This window comes from Agromyces protaetiae, from assembly GCF_030866785.1.
Taxonomy (GTDB): domain Bacteria; phylum Actinomycetota; class Actinomycetes; order Actinomycetales; family Microbacteriaceae; genus Agromyces; species Agromyces silvae.
Genome location: NZ_CP133018.1, coordinates 868,155 through 887,477, shown reverse-complemented (window position 1 = coordinate 887,477; position 19,323 = coordinate 868,155). Strand labels below are relative to the sequence as shown.

General features: G+C 71.8%; 23 protein-coding genes. 9 read left to right on the top strand and 14 right to left on the bottom strand.

Annotated elements, in window-relative coordinates; all coding sequences use genetic code 11:
* Positions 1 to 7: 7 nt before the first annotated feature.
* The 5 genes from QU602_RS04090 to QU602_RS04070 all read left to right on the top strand — a co-directional run bounded on the left by QU602_RS04090 (position 8) and on the right by QU602_RS04070 (position 4,069).
* Positions 8 to 910 carry an RNA polymerase sigma-70 factor gene (locus QU602_RS04090; RefSeq protein WP_308798918.1) on the top strand — a complete coding sequence of 301 codons (903 nt, stop codon included), beginning with the start codon at positions 8 to 10 and terminating at the stop codon, positions 908 to 910.
* Positions 907 to 1,290 (top strand): sigma-70 family RNA polymerase sigma factor family protein, encoded by a 384-nt coding sequence (locus QU602_RS04085; protein ID WP_308798917.1) that lies wholly within the window; start codon positions 907 to 909, stop codon positions 1,288 to 1,290. Before QU602_RS04090 ends, QU602_RS04085 begins: the two co-directional genes overlap by 4 nt.
* Positions 1,291 to 1,409: 119 nt before the next feature.
* Positions 1,410 to 2,180, top strand: coding sequence for an SDR family oxidoreductase (locus tag QU602_RS04080; RefSeq protein ID WP_308798916.1), 771 nt, complete (start codon positions 1,410 to 1,412; stop codon positions 2,178 to 2,180).
* Positions 2,181 to 2,192: 12 nt separating this feature from the next.
* On the top strand, positions 2,193 to 3,077 hold the full coding sequence (locus tag QU602_RS04075) for an SDR family oxidoreductase (RefSeq protein ID WP_308798915.1): 885 nt from the start codon (positions 2,193 to 2,195) through the stop codon (positions 3,075 to 3,077).
* Entirely contained in the window at positions 3,074 to 4,069 is a 996-nt protein-coding gene (locus QU602_RS04070) for an alpha/beta fold hydrolase (protein ID WP_308798914.1), read from the top strand. The genes QU602_RS04075 and QU602_RS04070 overlap by 4 nt, the downstream gene beginning before the upstream one ends.
* Here the strand turns inward: QU602_RS04070 and QU602_RS04065 are convergent.
* Positions 4,026 to 4,928, bottom strand: a complete 903-nt coding sequence (locus tag QU602_RS04065; RefSeq protein ID WP_308798913.1) for an RNA polymerase sigma-70 factor — start codon at positions 4,926 to 4,928, stop codon at positions 4,026 to 4,028. The genes QU602_RS04070 and QU602_RS04065 overlap by 44 nt on opposite strands.
* Before the next feature lie 156 nt (positions 4,929 to 5,084).
* On the opposite strand from QU602_RS04065, the gene QU602_RS04060 reads away from it, so the two are divergent.
* Positions 5,085 to 6,026, top strand: coding sequence for a hypothetical protein (locus QU602_RS04060; protein WP_308798912.1), 942 nt, complete (start codon positions 5,085 to 5,087; stop codon positions 6,024 to 6,026).
* A gap of 21 nt (positions 6,027 to 6,047) precedes the next feature.
* Here the strand turns inward: QU602_RS04060 and QU602_RS04055 are convergent, their stop codons facing one another.
* The 5 genes from QU602_RS04055 to QU602_RS04035 form a co-directional block, all read right to left on the bottom strand.
* On the bottom strand, positions 6,048 to 6,260 hold the full coding sequence (locus QU602_RS04055) for a helix-hairpin-helix domain-containing protein (RefSeq protein WP_308798911.1): 213 nt from the start codon (positions 6,258 to 6,260) through the stop codon (positions 6,048 to 6,050).
* Positions 6,261 to 6,276: 16 nt separating this feature from the next.
* Positions 6,277 to 7,125 (bottom strand): alpha/beta hydrolase, encoded by an 849-nt coding sequence (locus QU602_RS04050; RefSeq protein ID WP_308798910.1) that lies wholly within the window; start codon positions 7,123 to 7,125, stop codon positions 6,277 to 6,279.
* 169 nt (positions 7,126 to 7,294) lie between these two features.
* Positions 7,295 to 7,768 (bottom strand): cupin domain-containing protein, encoded by a 474-nt coding sequence (locus tag QU602_RS04045; protein WP_308798909.1) that lies wholly within the window; start codon positions 7,766 to 7,768, stop codon positions 7,295 to 7,297.
* A 107-nt stretch (positions 7,769 to 7,875) separates the two neighbouring features.
* On the bottom strand, positions 7,876 to 8,166 hold the full coding sequence (locus tag QU602_RS04040) for a hypothetical protein (protein WP_308798908.1): 291 nt from the start codon (positions 8,164 to 8,166) through the stop codon (positions 7,876 to 7,878).
* 56 nt (positions 8,167 to 8,222) lie between these two features.
* Positions 8,223 to 9,077, bottom strand: coding sequence for a DUF1345 domain-containing protein (locus QU602_RS04035; RefSeq protein ID WP_308798906.1), 855 nt, complete (start codon positions 9,075 to 9,077; stop codon positions 8,223 to 8,225).
* Positions 9,078 to 9,187: 110 nt separating this feature from the next.
* Between QU602_RS04035 and QU602_RS04030 the strand changes: the two genes are divergently transcribed.
* The 3 genes from QU602_RS04030 (at position 9,188) to QU602_RS04020 (ending at position 11,157) form a co-directional block, all read left to right on the top strand.
* Entirely contained in the window at positions 9,188 to 10,048 is an 861-nt protein-coding gene (locus QU602_RS04030) for a CPBP family intramembrane glutamic endopeptidase (RefSeq protein ID WP_308798905.1), read from the top strand.
* A 111-nt stretch (positions 10,049 to 10,159) separates the two neighbouring features.
* Positions 10,160 to 10,732: a GNAT family N-acetyltransferase gene (locus QU602_RS04025; protein WP_308798904.1), complete on the top strand. Its 573-nt coding sequence runs from the start codon at positions 10,160 to 10,162 to the stop codon at positions 10,730 to 10,732.
* Between the two features lie 86 nt (positions 10,733 to 10,818).
* Positions 10,819 to 11,157 (top strand): hypothetical protein, encoded by a 339-nt coding sequence (locus QU602_RS04020; RefSeq protein ID WP_308798903.1) that lies wholly within the window; start codon positions 10,819 to 10,821, stop codon positions 11,155 to 11,157.
* Between the two features lie 120 nt (positions 11,158 to 11,277).
* Here the strand turns inward: QU602_RS04020 and QU602_RS04015 are convergent, their stop codons facing one another.
* The 8 genes from QU602_RS04015 to QU602_RS03980 all read right to left on the bottom strand — a co-directional run bounded on the left by QU602_RS04015 (position 11,278) and on the right by QU602_RS03980 (position 19,322).
* Positions 11,278 to 12,288 (bottom strand): LacI family DNA-binding transcriptional regulator, encoded by a 1,011-nt coding sequence (locus tag QU602_RS04015; protein WP_308798902.1) that lies wholly within the window; start codon positions 12,286 to 12,288, stop codon positions 11,278 to 11,280.
* Positions 12,289 to 12,307: 19 nt separating this feature from the next.
* Positions 12,308 to 13,384, bottom strand: coding sequence for a C45 family peptidase (locus tag QU602_RS04010; RefSeq protein WP_308798900.1), 1,077 nt, complete (start codon positions 13,382 to 13,384; stop codon positions 12,308 to 12,310).
* 112 nt (positions 13,385 to 13,496) lie between these two features.
* Positions 13,497 to 14,552 carry a P1 family peptidase gene (locus QU602_RS04005; protein WP_308798899.1) on the bottom strand — a complete coding sequence of 352 codons (1,056 nt, stop codon included), beginning with the start codon at positions 14,550 to 14,552 and terminating at the stop codon, positions 13,497 to 13,499.
* Positions 14,553 to 14,599: 47 nt separating this feature from the next.
* Positions 14,600 to 15,664: a P1 family peptidase gene (locus QU602_RS04000; protein ID WP_308798898.1), complete on the bottom strand. Its 1,065-nt coding sequence runs from the start codon at positions 15,662 to 15,664 to the stop codon at positions 14,600 to 14,602.
* Positions 15,661 to 16,428 carry an ATP-binding cassette domain-containing protein gene (locus tag QU602_RS03995; protein ID WP_308798897.1) on the bottom strand — a complete coding sequence of 256 codons (768 nt, stop codon included), beginning with the start codon at positions 16,426 to 16,428 and terminating at the stop codon, positions 15,661 to 15,663. Before QU602_RS03995 ends, QU602_RS04000 begins: the two co-directional genes overlap by 4 nt.
* Positions 16,421 to 17,263, bottom strand: coding sequence for an ABC transporter ATP-binding protein (locus QU602_RS03990; protein ID WP_308798896.1), 843 nt, complete (start codon positions 17,261 to 17,263; stop codon positions 16,421 to 16,423). Before QU602_RS03990 ends, QU602_RS03995 begins: the two co-directional genes overlap by 8 nt.
* Positions 17,260 to 18,144, bottom strand: a complete 885-nt coding sequence (locus tag QU602_RS03985) for an ABC transporter permease (protein ID WP_308798895.1) — start codon at positions 18,142 to 18,144, stop codon at positions 17,260 to 17,262. Before QU602_RS03985 ends, QU602_RS03990 begins: the two co-directional genes overlap by 4 nt.
* Positions 18,141 to 19,322 carry an ABC transporter permease gene (locus QU602_RS03980; protein ID WP_308798894.1) on the bottom strand — a complete coding sequence of 394 codons (1,182 nt, stop codon included), beginning with the start codon at positions 19,320 to 19,322 and terminating at the stop codon, positions 18,141 to 18,143. The genes QU602_RS03985 and QU602_RS03980 overlap by 4 nt, the downstream gene beginning before the upstream one ends.
* Position 19,323 lies beyond the last annotated feature (1 nt).

The following is a 19,323-nucleotide window of genomic DNA, read 5'->3' as shown; positions in this document are numbered from 1 at the left end:
GCCTCCCATGGATACAGGCATCGACGACGCGCTCGCCGTGTTCAGCGGCGTGCGCCCTCGCCTCTTCGGCATCGCGTACCGCATGCTCGGCAGCGCCACCGAGGCCGAAGACATCGTCCAGGAGGCGTGGCTGCGCTGGCAGCACGCCGACCGCGCGGCCGTGCTCGACCCGCCCGCGTTCCTCGCGACCACGACCACCAGACTCGCGATCAATGTGCTGCAGTCCGCGCGTGCGCGGCGGGAGACCTACATCGGTCCGTGGCTGCCCGAGCCGGTCGACACGAGCGCCGACCCGACACTCGGCGCCGAGCGCGGCGAGGCGCTCGGCTTCGCCGTGCTCGTCATGCTCGAGCGACTCACGCCGACCGAGCGCGCGGCGTACGTGCTGCGCGAGGCGTTCGCCTACGACTACGCGCAGATCTGCGAGATCGTGCAGGTCTCCGAGACGGCAGCGCGCCAGCTCGTCAGCCGCGCCCGCAAGCACCTGACCGGTGAACGCCGGCGCGAGGTGCCGCACGCCGAGCAACGCCGCCTGCTCACCGCGTTCGTGAGCGCCGCGCAGACCGGCGACCTCGCGGCGCTCGAACGACTCTTCGCCGAGGACGTCGTGTCGTACTCCGACGGCGGCGGCGCGGTGCGCGCATCGAAGTTCCCGGTGCACGGGCGGCTCACCGTCGCGAAGTACGTGCGCGCGTTCCACACGCATTTCTGGGAGGGCGTCGCGATCGACGCCGCCGAATTGAACGGACAACCTGCGGTCCTGCTGTCGAAGGAGGGCACCGTGTTCGCCGCGCTCACGGTCCTCGCCTCGGCCGGCGACACGTCGCCTGCGATCGATCAGGTCCTCTGGATGATGAACCCGGCGAAGCTCGCGGCGGCCAGACCGCCGAGCAAGAACAGTGCCGCGTGAGCCCGCCCGTGTCGCGCGAGCGCCCCACCGCGCGGCTGCTCCACGCGCTCGAACGCGGAGACGAGGTCGCCGTCACGGCACTGCTCCACCCCTCGGCGTACCTCGTGGTCGACGCGGGCGACCGCACCGGCGGGCAGGCCCGCGGCCGGGCACGGGTCGCGCGCGTCCTGGTCGAACGGCTGACGGGACATCCGGATGCCTCGCTGGAGACCGTCGACGTCAATGGCGAGCCGGGCCTCGCCCTCAGGCGCGCCGACGGCGCGGTGACCGCCGTGCTCGGTCTGGCGGCCGACGCTCGCGGGCGCGCGACCGGCCTGTGGCTGTCGACGGCGCCCGCGAAGCTCACGCACTGGAACCGCCGCCCGCCGCCGCCCGAGTGACCCCTCAGCCTCGGCGCCCGTGGGCACGAGCACGCGCGTTCGTCACACCAGGGGGCCCTGCCCGGTCAGAGCTGATGAGGGCCGCGGACTCGCCGCGCCGCACACGGAAGGTATGACCCATGAGAATCGTCGTCATCGGAGGCACCGGCCTCATCGGATCCCGAGTCGTCACCGCACTCACCGAGCTCGGCCACGAGGCGATCCCCGCCTCGCCGAACTCGGGTGTGAACACCCTGACCGGCGAGGGTGTCGCCGAGGCACTCGCCGGTGCCGACGTCGTCGTCGACGTGTCGAACTCGCCCTCGTTCGCCGACGACGACGTGCTCGCGTTCTTCACGACGTCGACCACGAACCTGCTCGAGGCCGAGCGCGCCGCCGGCGTGCGACACCACGTCGCCCTCTCCGTCGTCGGCGCCGACCGGCTGCCCGACAGCGGCTACCTCCGCGCCAAGGTCGCGCAGGAACGACTCATCACCGACTCGGGCCAGCCGTACACGATCGTGCGTGCGACGCAGTTCTACGAGTTCGTGGGCCGGATCGCCGACGAGGCGACGGTCGACGGCGTCGCTCGGCTGTCGACCGGACTCATGCAGCCCATCGCCGCGGCCGAGGTCTCGCTCACGGTCGCGCGAGCGGCCGCAGGCACCCCCGTGAACCGCATCGTCGAGATCGGCGGGCCGGAGCAGCTGCCCATGGCCGAGTTCATCGGCCGCGCCCTCGGGCAGCGCGGCGACACCCGCGAGGTCGTGGCCGACCCCGAGGCGCCGTACTTCGGCACGCTGCTCCGCGGCGACGAGCTCACGCCCGGCCCCGACGCCCAGCTCTCGAGCCTCTCCTACACCGAGTGGGCCGAGACGCAGGTGCCCGCGGCCGCGCGGCCCGGACACTAGGGCGGTCGCATCATGCGCGTCGCAGTCATCGGCGGCACCGGCCTCATCGGCGGCCGCCTCGTCTCCCGGCTCACCGCCTTCGGGCACGACGTGGTCACCGCGTCGCGAGCGACCGGGGTGGACTCGTACACGGGCCACGGTCTCGCGTCGGCGCTCGCGGGCGCGGACGCCCTCATCGACGTGTCGAACTCGGGATACCTCGACGAGGCGGGCGCGAACGAGTTCTTCTACGCATCGACCCTCAACCTGCTGACCTACGGCGCGGCCGCCGGCGTGCGACACCACATCGCGCTGTCGATCGTGGGCACCGATCGGCTCTCGCGCACCGAGGGCGGGTACTTCGCCGCGAAGGCCGCGCAGGAACGGCTGATCCGCAGCTCGGGCCGCCCGTACACGATCGTGCATTCCACGCAGTTCTTCGAGTTCATCCAGAGCATCGCGGACTCGGCGTCGATCCAGCACCGCGTGCGGGTCTCGAACGCGTTCATCCAGCCGATCGCGGCCGATGACATCGCCGACGCGGTAGCCGGTGTCGTCGCGGGTGCACCCGCGAACGGCATGATCGAGTTCGCGGGCCCCGACCGGTTCCGGATCGAGGAGGTCGTGCGGCAGGGCCTGCGCATCCTGCACGACCCCCGCCAGGTGGAGGCTGACCCGCTCGCGCAGTACTTCGGCACGCAGCTGGCCGAGGACGAGCTGCTGCCCGGCCTCGACGCGACCCTCGCGCCGACGCACTTCGCCGACTGGCTCGCGGCCGGCGGCGACCCGGGCGAGGCGGGCACGCCGATCGCGCCCGAAGCGCGGGCACACGATGCGGCGATTCGCGAACCGGCTGCGTGGCGCCGGCCGGCCGGCGCCGCCGACGAGGCATCCGTCGCCGTGGAACCCGCCCCATGAATCCGGCACCGGGGAGCGCCGCGCTGCCGCGGATGGGCCCGATCCGCCGCGTGGCCGCGGGCGTGCTCGACGTCGCGTACGTCGCGTACGTCGAGCATGGCCCGGCCGACGGGCCGCCGGTGCTCCTGCTGCACGGGTTCCCGTACGACATCCACAGCTACGTCGACGTCGCGCCCCGGCTCGCCGAAGCAGGTCGACGCGTGATCGTGCCCTACCTGCGCGGCCACGGGCCGACCCGGTTCCGCGAGCGGGCGACGCCGCGCAGCGGCCAGCAGGCGGCGCTCGGTCAGGACGTCATCGACCTCATGGATGCGCTCGGCATCGAGCGCGCGGCGCTCGCCGGCTACGACTGGGGTGGCCGCGCCGCGTGCGTGGCCGCGGCGCTCCGGCCTGAACGGGTCGCGGGGATCGTGTCGGTGAACGGATACCTCGTCCAGGACATCCGGGCCTCGCTGGCGCCGCTCAGACCCGTGCTGGAGGCCGGGTTCTGGTACTTCTTCTACTTCCTCACCGAGCGCGGGCGGCTCGGGCTCACCGCCGATCCGCGCGGTGTCGCCGAGGTGATCTGGCGCCGCAACTCGCCGGCGTGGGCGTTCGACGATGCGACCCTCGACCGCGCCGCCGAGGCGTTCCGCAATCCCGACTACGTCGAGGTCGTGATCCACTCGTACCGGCACCGGCTCGACCACGCCGACGGAGCACCCGCCTACCGGCGGCTCGAGGGCGCACTCGCCGCACTGCCGCCGATCACGGTGCCGGCGGTGACGCTCGACGGCCTCGCGGACGGCAACTTCCCGGCGACGGATGCCTCGGCCCAGGCCGAGCACTTCACCGGCCCTCGAGTGCACCGGCACGTGCCGGGCGCCGGGCACAACCTGCCGCAGGAGGCGCCCGAGGCGTTCGCGGACGCGGTGCTCGAGGTCGCGCAGCTGGCCGAGCTGCCCGCGGTCAGTCGGCCGACGGCAGCACCCCGCCGAGCTTCGCCGGGTTGAGGACCCAGTAGAGGCGGTCGATGCCGGCGGGCGACGGCTCGATCGCGAGCATCGCGACCGGGCCGGCCGAGCCCGTGAGGAGCACGGCGGGCTGGTCGTTCGCCTCGATCCAGCGCACGTCGACGCCCTCCCAGAACCAGCTCGAGAAGGCGGTCACGAACTTCGCGACCCGCTCCCGGCCGACCATCGGGACCCGGGCGGCGCGTGCCGCGAGCCCGCCGCCGTCGGACGTGCTCACGACGTCGGCGCTCAGGATCGACTCGAGCCGCGTGAGATCGCCGGACTGCGCCGCGTCGAGGAACGCGGCGAGCAGCTCGCGATGATCGGATGCCTCGACCGGCGTCCGTCGCTCGGCGGCGAGGTGCTTGCGTGCACGGCTCACGAGCTGCCGTGCGCTCTCCTCGGTCGCGCGGAGGATCCGGGCGATCTGGTCGTAGCCGTAGTCGAAGGCCTCGCGCAGCACGAACGCCGCACGCTCCATCGGGGTGAGACGTTCCATGAGCAGGAGCGTCGCGAGGTGCAGCAACTCGGCGCGTTCGGCTTTGAGCTCGGGATTGGCCCCGGTGTCGACGGGCTCGGGCAGCCACGGGCCGACGTAGGCCTCGTGCCTGACCCGCGCCGACTTCAGCTCGTTGATCGCGAGCCGGGTGGTCGTGGTCGCGAGGAACGCCGCCGGGTCGTGCACCTGCGCGCGATCGTACTGGTGCCAACGGAGCCAGGTGTCCTGCACGATGTCCTCCGCGTCGGCGACGCTGCCCAGCATGCGGTAGGCGATGCCGAACAGTCGTGGCCGCACCCCGGCGAAGACCGCAGCGGCCTCGTCATGCTGCGCTCGCGTGGGTGCGTGATGATCGGGCATGAGCGGACGATCCTCCGTTGCGCGTGCTGGGGGCGCATGCTGGGGCCAACTGTACGGCCGGAGCGGACAGGCGCGGAAGAGCGCATCCTGGCGGAGCGGCGCGGGCACGCGCTCGATCGATTGCCGATGTGGGTGGCATCCGTCACGATGTCGGGCATGGACACCGACGTCATCGCATGGCTGCTCGACCAGGATCCCGCGGTGCGGTGGCAGGTGCGCCGCGATCTGCTCGACGAGCCGGCGGAGCCGGTCGCGGTCGAACGGGCCCGCGTGGCGAACGAGGGCTGGGGTGCGCGCATCCTGGCCGCGCAGACCCGCGACGGGTATTGGGGCGGCACGGTCTACGGCTCGCATCGCGAGCGCGACAGCGTCATGTGGTCACTCCAGATCCTGCGCGGGCTCGGCGTCGATCCGCGAGCTCCGCACGTGGTCGAGGCGATCGATCGCGTCCGGCGCGGGGTCGTGTGGGATGAGGTGGACGACCTGCCGTTCTTCCACGGCGAGGTCGAGGAGTGCGTGAACGGCGGCGTGCTCGCCACGGCGTCGTACTTCGGAGTGGTCGGCGAGGGCACCGATCGCATCGTGGGCCTGCTGCTCGAGCAGCGCCGCGCCGACGGCGGGTGGAACTGCGACCCGCCCGAGGAGTCCGCGCGCAGTTCCTTCCACCCGACCCTGTGCGTGCTCGAAGGGCTGCTGGCGTATGAGCGGGCGACGGGTGTCGGCGGCGCCGTGGGCGCGGCGATCGCCGAGGCACGGCGGTCGGGCGAGGAGTATCTGCTCGAGCGATCCCTGTTCCTCCGCAAGTCGACCGGCGAGATCGTGGACGAGAAGTACCTGAACTTCTCGTTCCCGACGTACTGGTTCTACGACGCGCTCCGCGCGCTCGACTACCTTCGCGTGGCGCGGCCGGAGGGTGACCCGCGGGTCGCCCAGGCGATCGACGTGCTGCTCGCGCAGCGCGGTGACGACGGCCGCTGGCCCGCCGGCGAGCGCTGGCCCGGGCGTCGCGCCTACGAGATCGACGCGCCGCCCGGCGAGCCCAGCCCGTGGAACACGCTGCGTGCACTGCGCGTGCTGCGCTGGGCGGGCGTGGAGTAGTCCGCGCGGCGTCCCTCGCGATCAGGGCGCCAGGGTCAACCCGTGTTCCTCGATCGCCGCGGCGAGGATCCTCACGGCCTTGGGGCCGACGCCGTGCATGGCGAGGAGCCGGCGGCGACCGAGGCCCGCGACCTCGCCGAGCGTCGAGATGCCCGCTTCGAGCAGCGCGCTGTTCGCCGGGCGCCCGATCGGCGGGAGGTCGCCGATCTGCTCGGGGATGTGGCTCGTGCCCATGCGTTCGTTCTGCGCGTCAGGGGTGGGTGCTCACCGCCGGGCGCGCGTGCGCGAGCGCCCAGTCGAGCGCGTAGTCGGCGACGGCCTCCCAGCCCGGTTCAGCGCAGGTCCAGTGCGAACGACCCGGGAACTCGTGATACTCCGTGAGCGCAGGCGACTTCTCCCAGTGCTTCGCGTTCGAGCGGTTCACGCTCGGCGGCATGATGTGGTCCTCGCCGCCCGCGATGAAGAGCAGCGGGGCGCGGTCCTTCGCATAGTCGACCCAGGTCTCCTGCGGTCCCGGCTTGAGGTTGGCGAAGAGACCGTACTCCCACACCCAGTTGCCCGGCGCCGGGATCGCGAACTCGCGCCACACCGCGTCAGACTCCTCGCGCGTGAGCGTGTTCGCGAACGCGTAGTGGAACTCCTCCGGCGTGAACCCGACCGCGCGGTGCCGATTCGCCGGGTTCTTCTGCGCCGGGAACAACGATTTCACCTGCGAGAGCGGGCTCACCCGGACCCCCTCGGTCGGCGCCGAGTCGATCACGACCGCCGAGGCACCCAGCCCGCGGGCCAGCAGGAGCTGCGTGAGCGTGCCGCCGAACGAGTGACCCATGATGATCGGCGGGCGCGGCAGCGCCTCGATCACGGCCGCGAGGTGGTCGACCGTCTCCGGCACCGTGAGGTTCGCGATGATCTCGGGCTGCTCGCGCAGCGCCTCGACCTCGATCTCGAAGCCCGGGTACCCGGGCGTGACCACGGTGAAGCCTTTGGCCTCGTAGTACTGCTTCCAATTGCCCCAGCTTCGCGGGGTCATCCAGAGCCCGTGCACAAGCACGATGGTGTCTGGCGCGACGGCCGGATTGAGAGCGCTCTCATCTGACATGGCGGATCCTCTCGAGAATCGACGATGCGTATGGTGCGGCAGTGGTGCGCTCACGGTAGCGGAGAACCCGAGCCCGCCTCAAGTGCGAATTCGGCTCCGTTTCCACGGCACCGCCGCGCCATCCACATCCCCGAGGCGGATGTCGACTCCCAGCGCGCCGGTGCTCAGCTCAGGCGTGCTGATCGGGCTCACCCTGCTCGGGCTCGACGCTCCATGCCGGCGGCTCGTCGACGCCCGCCTCTTCATCGCGGTCGGCGTCGTCCTTCGTCTCCTGCACGATGCCGGCGGCGTGATGCACCGGCGCGTACACCGTGTAGAGCTGCAACGGCTCGTCACCGGTGTTCACGACGTCATGCCAGGTGCCCGCGGGCACCTGGATGCTCCAGCCGTCCGAGACATCCTCCTGGAACGAGAGGTCGTCTTCCGCCGGCCCCATCTTGACCCGTCCGCGCCCCGCGTCGATGCGCAGGAACTGGTCGGTCTCGGGGTGCTTCTCCAACCCGACCGACGAACCGACCGGAATCGACATGAGCGTCACCTGCAGGTACTTGCCGCTCCAGACGACGGCGCGGTAATCGGTGTTCTCCTTGGTCGCCGACTCGATGTCGAACGCGTTGGGCCGGGGTCCGTTGTCGATGCTCATGGCACGAAGCTAGCCCGAGCGGCGCAACGCTCGCCAGGGCTTGCATCCACGTCACGCCGGTCGATGGTCGCCGCGACGACGGTCACGGCCCGCGTCGGCCGCGCAGCTCACCCCTGCCGGCGCACCTGGCCGTACGCGTCCACCGTGATGACCACGGTGTCACGCTTCCGATTCAGCGCCCGGTAGATCACGTAGATCAGCCACAGACCGGCCGTGAAGAGCACACCGATCGTGTTCCAGAACCAGCCCATGCGCCGAACCTTCGAGACCACCGCCTGCCCGGCGCTCACGGCCTGCACGGTCCAGCCCTGCTGCGCGTAGCGCGCAACCTCGGCGTTGAGCACCTGCGCCCGCGCCTCCTCGGACAGCACCGCGCGTCCGGCATTTCCCTCAGTCATGGCTGCACCCTACCGAGCCACGGTGCCCGCCGACAGCGCCAGATCGGGGCACGCGCTCACTCGCCGCCGAAGCCGCCGCTCGTGATGGTGTTGATCGAGAGCACGATGATGAGGGCGTTGAAGAAGAACGAGATCGTCGTGTGCCAGATGACGGTCCAGCGCATCCGACGGTCGGTGACCATGACGTCGGACACCGAGAAGTTCGTCGCGTTCGTGAACGAGAAGTACACGAAGTCGCCCAGCTGCGGTGACGGCGTCTTCGGAAACTCGAGGGGCGGGGCATCCGCCCGCTTGTAGAACCGCGCGAAGTAGATGCGCGCGAATCCCCAATGGAAGAGCGCCCAGGCGAGCAGCATCGCCCACACCGCGAAGAGGTCGATGCCGTCGTGCCAGTCGGGATTGAAGATGAGCTCGATCGCGCACCAGAGCCCGACGATGCTCGCGATGAACGCACCCGTGGTCGACAGCACGCGAGCAAGCGGGTGCAGAAGGATCCAGCGGATCGGCCGGCTGCCCGATTCCGATCCGCGCACCTCGATGTTCATCCAGACCACGGTGACGAACACGTAGAGCGTGCCGACGAGGCACCAGCCGATGAGGGCCAGCACCCCGGCATCCTCGTCCTCCGTGGAGATGAAGAAGCCGCCCAGCGCGAGCAGCACCAGTTGAGCGACGAGCCCCACCGACTCGACGACGAGCGCGAGGACGTCTCGCGGACCGAAGGCGCCGACCGCTTCGGCCGCAGGCGCCGGATCGCCCGCACGACCCGGCCGGTCCGCGAGCGTCGGCTGGCCAGCGAGCGCCGGCCGGCCCGCGGGGGTGACGCCGGGAGCGTCCGCTCCGGATGCCCCATGGCCGGCGTCGCTCGGACCAGCGGCCGCGTCGTCGGCCGGCGGGTGCGTGTCGCTCATAGGCGAAGTCTGCCGAAGGTCGAGCGCCGCGCGGGGATGACGCTCCGGATTCGGGTACGTTTACCGCGATGCGCGCCACTCGGCCGCGACAGGAGATGAACGGGGACGCGATGAGCGATGCAGCACCCACGAACGGCTGGCGGCGCTTCTGGAACCGCGGCGGGTGGTGGAAGGCGCTCATCGCCGCGGTCGTGTACCTCGCACTGTATCTCGGCGCAGGCGCGCTCATCGGGCACTTCGCGGGCGACCTGATCGATCGCGACGACCTCGCGGCGACGCCCGAGAGCGTGTTCTTCGCACTCGCCCTGCCCCCGTTCGTCGGCGGCGTCCTGCTGCTGCTGTTCGCCTGGTCGCTCGGCTGGCTCCGGGAGCTGTTCTCCCGCCGGGCGCAGCAGGCCCGGGGCTGGATGTGGATCGCGCCGGCACTCGTGGCCGCCGCGATCGTGCTCCGGCTCGCGGGTGCCGACTACGGCTCGTACACGGTCGCGACGGTCGCCGTCGTCTTCCTGGCGGGCATCTTCGTGGGATTCAGCGAGGAGCTGCTCACCCGCGGACTGGTCGTGGACCTACTGCGCAGGCGCGGCTACGGCGAATGGGCGGTCATGCTGCTCTCGACGCTGGTGTTCGCGCTCCTGCACTCGGCGAACCTGCTGTCCGGGTTCTCGCTCGACACCGTGCTCCTCACGATCGGGTTCGCCTTCGGATTCGGCATCTGCATGTACCTCACACTGCGGGTCACCGGCTCCCTGCTCGTGCCCATGCTGCTGCATGCGCTGTACGACCCGTCCGTCATCCTCGCGACCGGAGGCGTCGACCAGAACGGCGCGAATGCCGCGCACAACCCCCTCGTCGCGATCGGCGGGCTCTCGACGTTCGCATTCCTGCTCCTCGCGGTCATCGCGCTGTTCCTCGTGCGAGGCCGGCTCACGGCGCCCGTCGACGGGCTCGCGCGGGCACGGACCCTCGCGTAACGCAGCACACACGGCCCCGAACGGTCTCAGATGGCGAGTCTCTCGCCTCGGAACCCGCCATCCGCGACCGCTCACGGGACGTCTGTGGGTGGTGGGTGGCAGGGTGAGGGCATGGTAATCGAGGTGCGGCCCGCGACACGGTTTGCGGATGTCTCGGCCATGGTCGGCCCGAAGCGGCCCGACGCGAACGTGTGCTGGTGTCTCAGCTACCGCGTCCCCTCGAAGCAGAACCGCGCACTGCAGGGCCCCGAGCGCGGGGCGTTCGTCGAGCAGCTCGTGCGCCAAGACCCGCCGCCCGGCGTCCTCGCCTACGACGGCGATGAGGTCGTCGGCTGGGCCGCGGTGCATCCGCGCGCCGACACGAGCTTCGCGCGGAACCGCAAGATCCCGCACGTCGACGACCTCGAGGTGTGGTCGGTCTGGTGCATCCGTGTACGCCCCGGGCACCGGGGCGAAGGCATCTCGCACGAGCTGCTGCACGGCGCGGTCGAGTTCGCGCGCGAGCACGGCGCGCCCGCAATCGAGGGCTACCCGGTCGACAATCGCGGCGAGCGGGTCGACCTCACGATGGCCTACGTCGGCACGCGCGGGCTCTTCGAGCGCGCCGGGTTCACGAAGGCCGCCGACACCGACTCGGTGCTCAACGGCTTCCCGCGGGTGCTCATGCGCCTCGACCTCGGCTGAGCCGTGCCGGCCCCCGGTCAGGGGCCATGCCCCCGGCCGCCTGGCACCCAACCCAGCGGACCACCACGGCTACTAGGATGCACTGCATGCGCCTCGACTCGATGCCGACGACGACGATCTGGTGGGGCATCGGTCTCGCCGTGGGCGGCGCGCTGCTCATCGCGATCTCGCCCCCGATCCTCAATGCGATGTTCCTGCCCAACTCTCCCGAGTGGTCGACCGCGGCAGAGCTCCTCAACCTCGTGCTGACGATCGCTCGCGCGGTGCTGCCGCCGCTCGGCGCCGCGCTCATCGCGGCCGGCCTCGTCATGAAGTACGTCGACGCCCGCCTCCGCGGCGAGCGCATCGCCGACCGCCCCCGCCGCTGGCGCTGGCCCGACCAGCGCGACGCCGACTCCCCCGCGGTCGAATCCGACCCGACCTGACCGGCGCGACCCGATCCGGCACAGCCCGGCCCGACCCGGCACGGCACGGCACGGCCCGACCCAACCTGAGCGGCACGACCCCGGCACGACCCCGGCACGGCCCGGCACGGCTCCGAGCGGTCAGCGCCCGCGGGTGGATTCGCGGATGAGCAGCTCGAGCGGCAGCTCGAGGCTCGTGCCGCGGTCGGCGTCGCCGCGCAGCAGCTCGAACAACATCCGTGCGCACGCGACGCCCGCCTCGCCGCCCTTGGTGTCGATCGCGGTCACCGCGGGGTTCAGCACCTGCAGCGCGCTGCTGTCGACGCACGACGCCAACAGGAAGTCCTCGCCGATCACGTGCCCGGCCGCGGTGAGGGTGGGCGCGACCGCCGCGGCGACGCCGTCACCGGCGCCGATCAGCGCATCGACACCGGTCTCACCCGCGAGCATGGCGCCCGCCTCACGCTGGATGAGCGAGGCGTCGGCACCGAACGGCGCGACCGCGATGACGGGCTCGACGCCCGCGAGCCGGCACCACGCGCGGTACGCGCCCTGGATGCGCATCGACCAGTCCGACACCGTGGTCGACCCGATGAGCGCGGGACGGCGGGCGCCGCGCGCGGCGAGATGGTCGAGGAGTTCGCGGGCGTAGCGCCCGTGGTCCGACCAGACGACCCCCGCGGGCTGCCGCCCGCTCGGGAACCGCTCGGATGAGACCACCGGCAGCCCCGTCGACGTGAGCCGCTCGACCATGGGGTCGTCTTCGACGGGGTCGATCAGCACGAGCCCGTCGACGTGCGGCGCGTAGTTCGGCCGTGCCTCCTCGCCCGCGACGATGACGGTCACGTCGTAGTCGGAGCCCGCCGCCTCGTTCACCACGCCGTAGACGAACGACATGTAGTGCTCGCTGCGCACGAGCACCTGCGGGATGTACAGCCCGATCGCACCCGTCGTCTGCGTGCGCAGCGACCGCGCCGAGCGGTTGATCGAGTACCCGAGGTTGCGGGCCGCGACGAGCACGGCCTGCCGCGTGGCATCCGACACCCGGCCGTGACCGCGCAGCGCATCGGAGGCCGTGGTCTTCGAGACCCCGGCCTCCCGCGCAACGTCCACGATGGTCGCGGCCACGTGTCCTCCCAAGGTTTCCGTCATTGTGTCAGGCTCGACCGCCTCAGAACACCTGCCACGAGTCGCGCGTCACCGTGCACGGCCCGCCCTCGTGGAACTGCAGGTGCCCGCCTTCCACGTCGAGCGAGATGGTGAGCAGGGTCTGCCAGCGGTGCTCGAACGACAGTGCGGGGTCCGGGTGGCAGCACACCGGCGCCCCGTCGGCCTCGTGCACGAGCATGCCGACGCCCGCCCGTTCGACCGCGTCCATGGACGTGAGCGCGCCGAGCCGGTCGCGCAGGTGTTCGAGTCGCGGGTACGTGCTCGACGTGTCCGGAACCATCTCGCCGCCGGCGAGGGCGTCGTCGAGGAAGTGGTTGGTGTGCAGCAGCACCCCGTCGCCGGTCGGCCGCACGACGGCGGTGCCGCCCGAGCTGAGCTCGACGCACGCGGCATCCGATCGCCCGTCGCGGTAGGCGACGATCGTGAGCACCGTCGATGCCGTGACCGACGCCGACCTGGCGATCTCGATCGCCTCGTCGAGCGAGGTCGCCTGTTCGAGCAGCTGCCGGGCGACCGCGTGCACGGGCACGCCGATGCCGTCGCCGTCGTTCGCGTGGTTGAGGATGTTGAAGTGCACGCCGAGCCCGGCGCTGTTCACGCCGATCTTGCCGAGGATGCCGAACTCGGTGAAGTACCGCACCTCATGCCCTGGCCGGGCGAGGTAGCGAACGACGAGTGTGTCGTCGTTGGAGACGTCGTGCCAGTCCCAGGTCTGCACGGTGCGGGGCGGCCCCGCCTCGGGCAGCACGACCGAGGTCGAGCACTCCCCCTCGCCGATCGCGCCGACGGTCGCGAGGATCTCGGTGCGCGCGTTCAGCATGCCGAGCTGCCACAGCTCGAGTCCCGCACCGTCGGCCTGGCCGCGGAGCTCGGTGGCGAGGTCGGGTGCCCACGCCGCGATCTGCTCGGCGGCCTCTCGGCCGAGCCTGGGAAGGTCGCCCGGCTGCACGCCGACGACCTCGAACAGCTCGGAGTAGCCGGCGACGTTCGCCGCGATCTCGTCGGCGCCGAACCGGCCGAGCGCGACGCCCCGCGCGTACGGGTCGAGCTCGTCGGTCTCGAAACGGCGGACGGTCATGCGCGGGGTCTCCTCTGGATGGCGGGCGGGCGTTGGCTGGCCGGCCGGCTCGGGCCGGCTGGGGACGGGGCGACGGATGTCTCGGGCGCGTGCCGCAGGCGCATCGACGCCGTCATCGGCCGGCCTCGAGCACGGCGTCCCAGGCCACCTCGGAGGCGACCGAGGCGAGCGCGATCGAGTTGATCGCCTGCTCACCGAGCCGGGTGCTGCCGGCGGGCGGCAGGTCGACCTCGTCGGTCGTCATCGCGAACAGCGTGTCGCCGTCGTGGTTGGTGTGGAAGGGCTGGATGGCACGGTGCATCGAGCTGTGCACCTGACGCCCGAACAGCCGCAGCTCCTTGTCGTCGAGCTTCACGTTGGTGAGGACGGCCGTCACGGTCGTGTTGCCCGCGGCGGTCGTCGGCTGCTCGCCCGCGAGCAGCGCGGCCTCGTAGTCGAGCACCGGCAGCCGCCGCTCGCCGGTCTCGCGGTCATAGTTGCCGCGGATCACGGTGCCGTCGCGGTCGACGATGACGCCGACGGGGTTGACGACCGTGACCACGAGGATCCGGATCGCGCCGATCTGCCGGAACGCCGCCCCTTGACCCGAGAACTCGCACCGCGCGAGGTCGATCTTCCCGGCTGATGCGGCGACGCCCGCGCCGACCCTGCCGACCGCGATCGCGTCGCTGCGCGCCGCGGCGAGCGCCGCGCGCCCGAGTGCGGCATCCGGCACGATGCCCGTGTCACGTGCGGCGAGGTCGTAGATGACCGCTCCCGACGCCGACAGCAGATCCTGCCAGCCGACGCGGCCGCGACGTTCCTCGAGCAGGGCCTCGTCGACGCCGGTCGCGGCCGCGAGCCCGTAGGCCGATCCGCCCGCGAAGCAGATCGCGTGGTTGAACTCCTCGTAGCGCCCGATGATGCCGATGGCGCCGCCACGCGCGTCGACCGAGGTGCGCACGCCCGCGGGAATCGAGATGACGGTCGCGCCGGTCGGCCCTTCGGCGTACTCGGCGGTGCCGACGCTCACACCCGGGAAGTCGAACGGCACGTCGGCCCGGCCGGGCCCGTGCACGGGCACCAACTCGACGTCGTCGTTGCCGACACGATCGCCCCAGTAGGGCGGTGGCGTCAGGCGGTGAGCGACCCCGTCGTCAGCGGTCGGCTCGACGGTGCTGCCGGTCATGCTGGTCTCCTGTTCGGTGGTGATGCCTGCGTTCCCCAGCGGCGCGCTCATCTGGCCGCTCGCAGGATCGCGTCCCAGGCCAGCTCGGACGCGAGCGCGCCGACCGCGATGGAGTTCACCGGCGCGTCGTCGTCCTCGGCCGGGATGTGCGGGGTGAGGTCGACCTCGTCGGTCGTCAGCGCGAACAGCGTGTCGCCGTCGAGCGCCGTGTGGAACGGCTGGATGCCCCGGTTCATCGACGAGTGCACCTGCCGCCCGAAATGGACGAGTTCGCGATCGCTGAGCCTCACGTTCGTGATGACGGCGGTGAGCGTGGTGTTCCCGCGCTCCGCGCGCGGCGCCTGCGACCGCGCGATCGCCTCGACGTAGTCGGGCTCGAGCCGCCGGCGCTCGCCGGTCACGACGTCGTAGTTGCCGCGGACGACCTCGCCGTCGCGGTCGACGATCACGCCGACCGGATTCGGGACCGTGACGACGAGGACCTTCACGTGCCCGATCTGCCCGAACGCGGCACCCTGGCCCGTGAGCTCGGTCCGTGCGTAGTCGATCTTCCCCGCGGATGCGGTCGCACCCGCTCCGACCCGGCCCACCGGCACGCGGCCGTGTGCGGCGGCACGAGTGGCCGCGCGCCCGAGCGGGGCATCCGGATACACCGCGGTGTCGCGCGCCGAGTAGTCGTAGATGACCGCCGTCGAGACGAGCTTGAGGTCGTCGACCGCGCCGCGGTTGCCGCCGCGGGCGCGCAGCTCGTCGGCGACCCCCGACCCGGCCGACAGGCCATAGACCGAGCCGCCCGTGAGGCAGATCGCGTGCGCGAAGTACTCGAACCCGTTGCTCATGCCGATCGCGCCTCCCCGCGCGTCGATCGCGAGCCGCGCGCCCGCCGGGAGGTGCAGCACGGTCACCCCCGTCGGCCCTTCGGGGTACTCGGCCGTGCCGACCTCGACGCCCGGGAAGTCGTACTCGACGAACTCGGCGGGGGCGCCGGTCACATCGATGCCGGTCCCGGTGCGCGGCTCGAGCGTGAGATCGCGGTTGGTCGGCCGGTCGCCCCAGTCGGGAACGCCTGCCAATCGTGCCTCGGTGGCCGCGGGGGTGGTGGTCTCGGTCACAGTGCCTCCAGGAGTTGACGCGAGTATTCGTGCTGCGGGGTCTCGTAGAACCGCTCGGTGTCGGCGAGCTCGACGATCTCGCCGAGTCGCATGACCGCGATGCGGTCGGCGAGGTAGCGCACGGCCGCGAGGTCGTGCGAGATGAACAGCGCACCGAAGCCGTGCTCGGCCTGCAGGTCGCCGATGAGGTTCAGGATCTGCGCCTGCACCGACACGTCGAGCGCGCTCACGGCCTCGTCGAACACGATGAACCTCGGCTTGGTGACGAGTGCGCGGGCGATCGCGATGCGCTGGCGTTGTCCGCCGGAGAGCTCGTGCGGGTACCGGCCGGCGAGGACCGGGTCGAGGCGCACGTCGCGGAGCATCCGCTCGACCGCGGCGCCGTGGCTGCCGAGGGTCGACCGGTCGAGTGCCGCGAGCGGCTCGGCCACCGAGAGGCCGACGGGCAGTCGCGGGTTCAGCGACCACGACGGATTCTGCGGCACGGTCTGGATCTGGCCGAGTCGTGCGCGCCGCCCCCGCGCGCCCGCTTCGAACGGCTTGCCGAGGAAGCGGACCGTCCCTGAGGTGGGTTCGCGGAGCCCGAGCGCGACGGCGGCGGTCGTGCTCTTGCCCGAGCCCGATTCGCCGACGAGCCCGACGGTCTCGCCCGCACGCACCGCGAACGTGACGTGGTCCATGGCGACCAGGTCCCGGCGGTTGCGGCCCCAGCCCGTGCTGAAGACGGTGCTCACGTTGTCGAGCTCCATCACGGTGTCAGCCAATGTCCACCACCTCCATGCCGACGGTCTCGATGCGCTGGCCGGGTGCGGCGAGCGCGGGGTCGGCTGCGGCGAGCGCCTTCGTGTACGGATGCGTCGGACTCCCGAGCACCCGCGCCGCGGGCCCGTCTTCGACGACCTTCCCGCCGTACATGACGGCGACCCGCTCGCACCAGCGGCCGACCGATCGCAGGTCGTGGCTGAGCCAGAGCACGGTCGTCCCCGCGTCCTTCGCGAGTCCGAAGATGAGCTTGGTGACCTCGCCGCGCACGTTGCTGTCGAGCGCGGCGGTCGGCTCGTCGGCGACGAGCACCCGCGGCGCCCTCGCCATGGTGATCGCGATCATGACGCGTTGCGCCATGCCGCCCGAGATCTCGTGCGGGAACAGCCGCAGCACGCGCTCGGGATCGCGCATGCGCACGCGTTCCAGGTGGCCGACGAGGTCGGCCCTCGCCGTCGGCAGTCCGCGCAGCGCGAGCTCGAGCTGCCGGCCGACGCGCATGGTCGGGTCGAGTGCGGCGACCGGGTCCTGCGGGATGAACCCGAGGCAGTCGCGCCTGAGCGCCCGGATCTCGTCCCGGTCGAGCGCGAGCACGTCCTGGCCCTCGACGTGCACGCTGCCGCGCGGGTACGTCGCGTTCCCGGGGAGCAGGCGGCCGATGACGGAGCCGAGCGTGGACTTCCCCGATCCGGACTCGCCGACGAGCCCGACGGTCTCGCCCGCACCGACCACGAGGTTCGCGCCGTCGAGGGCGCGGACGACGGTGCCGCCGGTCTGGTACTCCACGACGAGGTCGCGGACCTCCAGCACGGCGCTCGAGGTGTGCGTGGCGGTCATTCGAGCGACCTCACTTCTCTCGGTTCGAAGCGGTCCCGGAGGCTGTCGCCGATCACGTTGATGGCGAGGATCGCGATGACGATGAGCGCGCCGGGCAGGATCATGAGCCACGGCGCCGTGACCATGTAGCTCGTCCCCTCCTGCACGAGGAGCCCGAGCGAGGCCCCGGGCAGCTGGACGCCGTACCCGAGGAAGCTCAGCCCGCCCTCGACGAGGATCGCGACCGACAGGGCGTAGGTGCCCTGCACCGCGACGGTGCCCGAGACGTTCCGCAGGATGTGCCGCGCGAGGATCGTCGGCGTGCGCACGCCGCTGATGACCGACGAGGTCACGAAGTCGCGCTGCGCGACGAGACGCGCGGCCTGACCCACCATCCGGGTCATCAGCGGCACCGTCACGAGCACGATGCTGCAGAGCGCGGCCACGTACCCCGGGCCGACGACCGCGGCGATGAGGATCGCGAGCACGATCGCGGGGAACGCGTACAGGATGTCGCCGATGCGCATGATGGTGCCGCCCACGCGGCCGCCTCGGTAGCCGGCCACGATGCCGCACACGGTCGCGATGACCGCGGTCAGCAGCACGGCGAGCGCGGACAGCAGCAGCGTCGTCATGACGCCCTCGATGAGCCGGGGCAGCAGCGACCGGCCGAGGCTGTCGGTCCCGGCCGGGTACGCGAGCGACGGCGGCGCGAGCCGCGGCCCGACGATCGCCGTCGGGCTGCCGCCGAGGCCGAAGAGTCGACCGAGCACGGCGACCGTGAACAGCACCGCGAGCGTCCACATGGCAGAGGTGGCGAGGCCGTCGAACGAGGCGAGGTACGCCCAGGCGCGGGCGATCGGGTTGCGGCGGCGCGCGGTGTGCTGCAGCACGGCGGTCATGCGCGGCTCCCGTTCAACTCGGTGTCGGCGGTCTGGCCGGATGCCTCGGGCGCGACGCCCGGCGAGGGAGCCGCCCGGGCGTCCTGCGCGGCGTCCACGCGGGGCGCCCGCGAGGAATCCGCCGCCCGCGAGGGATCCGGCGCTGCCCGCGAGACATCCGTCGCGACCTTCCCGCCGAGCCGGCCGCGAAGCCGCGCCCGGCGGCTCGCGCGCGCCGTCGCGCGCGACTCGACCGAGACGCGGGGGTCGATGATGCCGGTGAGGATGTCGATGACGAGGCTCGACAGCACGAACACGGCGGTCGCGAGCAGCACCGTGGTCTGGATGACGGGGTAGTCGCGGCGGTCGAGCGCGAGCACGAGGTACGAGCCGATGCCCGGCACGTTGAACACCCGCTCGACGATGATCGTGCCGCCGAGCAGGGCCGCGGTGATCGTGGCCGTGAGCGTGAGCACGGGGATGAGTGCGTTCCGCAGCACGTGGTGCCGCACGATGAACCACTTGCGTTCGCCGCGGGCGACCGACGCGGCGATGTGCGGCTCGACGAGCACGTTCATCACGGCATCGCGCGTCGTGCGCGCAGTCGCGGCGACGCAGAAGATCGAGAGCACGATCGCGGGCAGCAGCAGCGAGACGAGCCCGCCGCCGAGGTCGGCGGTGGGCGAGACGAACGTGCCGACCGAGAGCCCGAGGCTGAACCGTGAGAACAGGAAGACCACGAGGCAGCCGAGCACGAACTCCGGGAGGCTGATGCCGATCGTCGACACGATGCGGGTCGCGACGCTGCCGCGCCCGGTCGAGGCGTGGGTGCCGGCGTAGACGCCGAGCGGCACGCCGATCGCGATCGTGATGAGCATGGCCATCGCGGCGAGCAACGCGGTGACGGGCAGCCGCGACAGGAGCTCGTCGACCACGGGCTGCTGGCTCGCGAGCGAGACGCCGAAGTCGCCGCGGGCGGCGTTGCCGAGCCAGAGCAGGTACTGCTCGGGCAGGCTCCGGTCGAAGCCGAACGTCTCCCGGAGCTCGGCCCGCTGCGCCTCGTCGGCGAGCGGGCCGAGCACGATCTGGGCGAAGTCCCCGGGGAGGCTCCTGACCGCCGCGAAGATCAGGATGGATGCCCCGAGCAGCACGACGAGCGCACTGAGGAGCCTCCCCGGGAGCCAACGGATGACACGCATG